General features: G+C 64.4%; 2 protein-coding genes. Both read left to right on the forward strand.

From position 1 onward, the window contains the following. The coding region (locus HQL56_10335) for an efflux RND transporter permease subunit (protein MBF0309915.1) at positions 1–3,036 on the forward strand (3,036 nt) is incomplete at its 5' end. Between the two features lie 151 nt (positions 3,037–3,187). Beyond that, positions 3,188–4,462, forward strand: a complete 1,275-nt coding sequence (locus HQL56_10340; protein ID MBF0309916.1) for an aminotransferase class I/II-fold pyridoxal phosphate-dependent enzyme — start codon at positions 3,188–3,190, stop codon at positions 4,460–4,462. Positions 4,463–4,629: the final 167 nt, after the last annotated feature.

The raw sequence follows: 4,629 nt of genomic DNA on the forward strand, positions 1-4,629 counted from the left end.
TTCGCCCTGCTGACCATCGAGGGGCTGATCGCCTTTCGCCATCTGGGCATCCAGAACTTTCCCGATCTGGAGGTGCCCACCATCATCGTCTCCGCCGCGCTGGAGGGGGCTGCGCCCGCGCAACTCGAATCGGACGTGGCCCGCAAGATCGAAGACGCGGTGGCCTCCCTCGGCGGCATCGAACACATTCGCACCACGGTCAACGACGGCGCCCTTTCGGTGGTGGTGGAGTTTTCCATCGACAAGGAGAGCGAAGTGGCGTTGAACGAGGTGCGCAACGCCGTGGACAGCGTGCGCTCCGACCTGCCCCAGGATCTGACCAATCCGGTGGTGGCCAAGAAGACCACCACCGGAGGGGCCATCCTCTCCTTTTCCGTGACCTCCGCGAGTCTCGACGAAGCCGATCTCTCCTGGTTCGTGGACAACGAACTCTCCAAAGCCATGATGGCGGTGCCGGGGGTGGGCAGGTTCACCCGCATCGGCGGCATCGACCGGGAGTTCGAGGTGGTTCTCGACCCGGTGCGCCTCAGCGCCCTGGGACTCAGCGTGGCCGAGGTATCGCAACGTCTGCGGCAGGTTCTCAAGGACTCCTCCGGCGGACGCGGCGACATGGGCGGCGAGGTGCAATCCTTCCGCACCCTGGCTGCGGCTCGCACCATCGGCGACGTGGCCCGGCTCACCATCCCCCTCGACGCCACCCGCTCCATGCCCCTGGGGGAGCTGGCCACGGTGCGCGACGGCTTCGCCGAACGCACCTCCCTGGCCCGGGTCGACGACAAGCCGGTGCTGGCCTTCGAAATCACCCGCACCAAGGGTCACAGCGAGGTCAACGTGGCCCAGGCGGTGCGCCGGGCGGCAACCGCTTTCCAGCAGGCCAACCCTCACGTCACCCTTACCGAGGTTTCCAACAACATCAACCGGGTGTTGGACAACTATCACGGCTCCATGGAGCTGCTCTTCGAAGGGGCTTTCCTGGCGGTGGTGGTGGTCTGGTGGTTTCTGCGCGACTGGCGCGCCACGCTGGTATCGGCGGTGGCCCTGCCCCTCTCCATCATCCCCACCTTTCTGATCATGCGGCTGTCTAACTTCAGCCTCGACACCCTCACCCTGCTGTCGCTGGCCCTGGTGGTGGGCATTCTGGTGGATGACGCCATCGTGGAGGTGGAGAACATCGTGCGTCATCAGCGCCTGGGCAAATCCCCCATGCAGGCCTCGCTGGAGGCCGCCGACGAGATCGGTCTGGCGGTGATCGCCACCTCGCTGACCCTGGTGGCGGTCTTTCTGCCCACCGCCTTCATGGGCGGCGTGCCGGGCAAGGTCTTCCGCCCCTTTGGCTTCACCGCCGCCGCAGCGGTGCTGGCCTCCCTGGTGGTGGCGCGACTGCTCACCCCCATGATGGCCGCCTATCTGCTCAAAACCCCCGCCGTGGAGAAGACCCAGCGGCAAAGCCCCTTCTGGGGCCTCTTTCTCGGAGCCATGGCCGCCTGCCTGCGCCATCGCCTGATGACCGTCATCGCCGCCCTCCTCTTCACCGCCGCCTCCCTCTCCCTGTTGTCCCAGATTCCCAAAAGCTTCATTCCCGCCGAGGATCGCGGCCAGATCGCCGTCGTTCTGGAACTACCCCCCGGAACCTCCCTGGAGAGCAATCTGCGGAAGTCGGAAGAGGCGGTGCGCCTGATTCGCACCCTGCCGGAGGTGACCCACGTCTTTGCCGCCATCGGGGTTTCCACCGCCACCGAAGGCGGTCCCCTGGGCATGAACACCGCCAGCGACGCCCGCAAATCGACCCTGACCGTCAATCTGACCCACCGCAAAACCCGCGCCCTGAAACAGACCGAGGTGGAAGCCCACGTTCGCCGGCTCCTCAAAGCCATTCCGGGGCTGCGGGTGGGGCTGATCTCCTCCGCGCCCGGCACCCGTCTGGTGGTCACCCTGGCCAGCGACGACCCCGCCGCCCTCGATACCGCCCTGCGACGGGTGGAAAAGGATCTGCGGGGCCTCGACGTGGGCAACATCACCTCCAACGCCAGTCTGGAGCGTCCCGAGGTTCTCATCACCCCCGATTTCGCACGGGCGGCGGATTTGGGCGTCACGGCGGAAAGCATCGCCCAGACCGTGCGACTGGCCACGGCGGGAGACTTCAAGACCCTGCTGCCCAAGGTCAACCTGCCCCAGCGGCAGATTCCCATCCGCGTCCGTCTGGACCGGGCCACGCGGCAGGATCTGGAGGCCATTCGCCAGTTGCGTCTGCCCGCCCGCAACGGCATGGTCACCCTGCAAACCGTGGCCTCGGTGGAAATGGCCAGCTCCCCCGCCCTGATCGACCGGCTGGACCGGCTGCGCCGCGCCACCCTGGACGTGGAGTTGGGCAACCGGGTTCTGGGCGACGTGGCCAGGGAGGTCGATCAGCTCGACTCCATCCAAAACCTGCCCGCCGGGGTCAAGCGGCTCACCGAAGGCGAGATGCAGCGCATGGCCGAACTCTTCTCCAGTTTCGGGGCGGCCATGATCGTGGGCATTCTCTGCATCTACATCGTGCTGGTGCTGCTGTTTCACGACTTTCTGCAGCCGATCACCATTCTGGCGGCCCTGCCCCTCTCCCTGGGAGGGGCCTTCCTGGCGCTTCATGTGACCAACAACGCCTTTTCCATGCCGGTGATCATCGGGGTACTCATGCTCATGGGGGTGGTGACCAAGAACTCCATTCTGCTGGTGGAGTACGCCATTCTGGCGCGGCGGGAGCGGGGCCTGAGCCGCTTCGAGGCGCTGCTCGATGCCGGACGCAAGCGTTCCCGACCCATCATCATGACCACCATCGCCATGGCGGCGGGCATGTTGCCGGTGGCCCTGGGGCTGGGCGCGGAACCGAGTTTCCGATCCCCCATGGCCGTGGTGGTCATCGGCGGTCTGTTGACCTCCACCTTTTTGTCGCTGCTGGTGATTCCCGTCTGTTTCACCTATGTGGACGATCTGCTGCAATGGGGCCGACGCATGCTGGGGTGGGAGGCGAAGTCCCGGAGCCCGGAGGAATCGTGATCACGAGAGAACCGACTCCCCTGAAAAATTGATGTTGACGCGCCGCAAAAAAATCGCTTGTTTATAGCGTCGGCCCTGCGAAATGCTATTCATTTCGCATATCCAGCCAATTCATAATACCCGCTATTTTCCAGACAGGGGAAGCTGCGCAATGAAACTCGAAACCATTGCCGTTCACGGCGGCTATTCACCGGATCCCACCACCAAGGCGGTGGCGGTTCCCATCTACCAGACCACCTCCTACGCCTTCGACAGCATTCAGCATGCGGCGGATCTGTTCGATCTCAAGGTGGCGGGTAACATATACACCCGCATCATGAACCCCACCACGGCGGTTCTGGAACAGCGGGTGGCGCAACTGGAGGGGGGTATCGGCGCGCTGGCCCTGGCTTCCGGTCAGGCGGCCATCACTTACGCCGTTCTGACCATTTGCGAAGCCGGGGACAACATCATCGCCTCCAGCACGCTTTACGGCGGCACCTACAATCTCTTCGCCCACACCCTGCCGCAGATGGGCATTCGCACCCGGTTTGCCGATTATCGCGATCCGGCCAGCTTCGACCAGCTGATCGACGACCGCACCAAGGCGATTTACGTCGAATCGATCGGCAACCCGTTGGGCAACGTGGTGGATATCGCCGCCCTGGCCGAGGTGGCTCACCGGCGGGGCATTCCGCTGATGGTGGACAACACGGTGCCGACCCCGGTGTTGTGCCGTCCGTTCGAACACGGGGCGGACATCGTGATTCACAGCCTGACCAAGTACATGGGCGGGCACGGCAACTCCATCGGCGGTGCGCTGGTCGATTCGGGCAAGTTCCCCTGGGCGGCGCACAAAGAGCGTTTTCGCCGCCTCAACGAGCCGGATGTCTCCTATCACGGCGTGACCTATACCGAAGCGCTGGGACCGGCGGCCTTCATCGGTCGGGCGCGGGTGGTGCCCTTGCGCAACATGGGCGCGGCCATCTCCCCGATGAACAGCTTTTTGATCCTGCAAGGCATCGAAACCCTGGCGTTGCGCATGGAGCGCCATTGCGCCAATGCCCTGGCCACCGCCAATTTCCTGCGTGACCATCCCAAGGTGGCCTGGGTGAATTACGCGGGGCAGCCGGATCATCCCAGTCATGAACTGGTGCAGCGCTATTTCAACGGCATGGCCTCCGGCATTCTGACCTTCGGGGTCAAGGGGGGCCGTGAGGCGGGCGGGCGGTTCATCGACGCCCTCAAGCTGATCACCCATCTGGTCAACATCGGCGACGCCAAATCCCTGGCCTGCCACCCGGCCAGCACCACCCACCGGCAGTTGTCGCCGACGGAACTGGAACAGGCGGGCGTCTCGGAGGACATGGTGCGGCTGTCGCTGGGCATCGAACACATCGACGACATCCTGGCCGACGTGGCCCAGGCCCTGGGCGCGGTGGATTGAGATCACCCGCTTCCGGGGGAGTTGCTCCCCCCGGAAGCGGGCAGAAAAATCTCTGTCCTGTGCCGGGGATTCTGCTATTCTGGTGCTATGTCATCCGGATCAGGAACCCCCATGAAATTCATCGACCCGCGCATCGATTTCGCCTTCAAGAAGATCTTCGGCAGCGA

The sequence above is a fragment of the Magnetococcales bacterium genome (assembly GCA_015231925.1).
Lineage (GTDB): Bacteria > Pseudomonadota > Magnetococcia > Magnetococcales > JADGAQ01 > JADGAQ01.

What these genes read in the sequence shown, in the direction of transcription:
- HQL56_10340 (MBF0309916.1), top strand. Translation starts at nt 3,188, where the DNA reads ATGAAACTCGAAACCATTGCCGTTCACGGCGGCTATTCACCGGATCCC.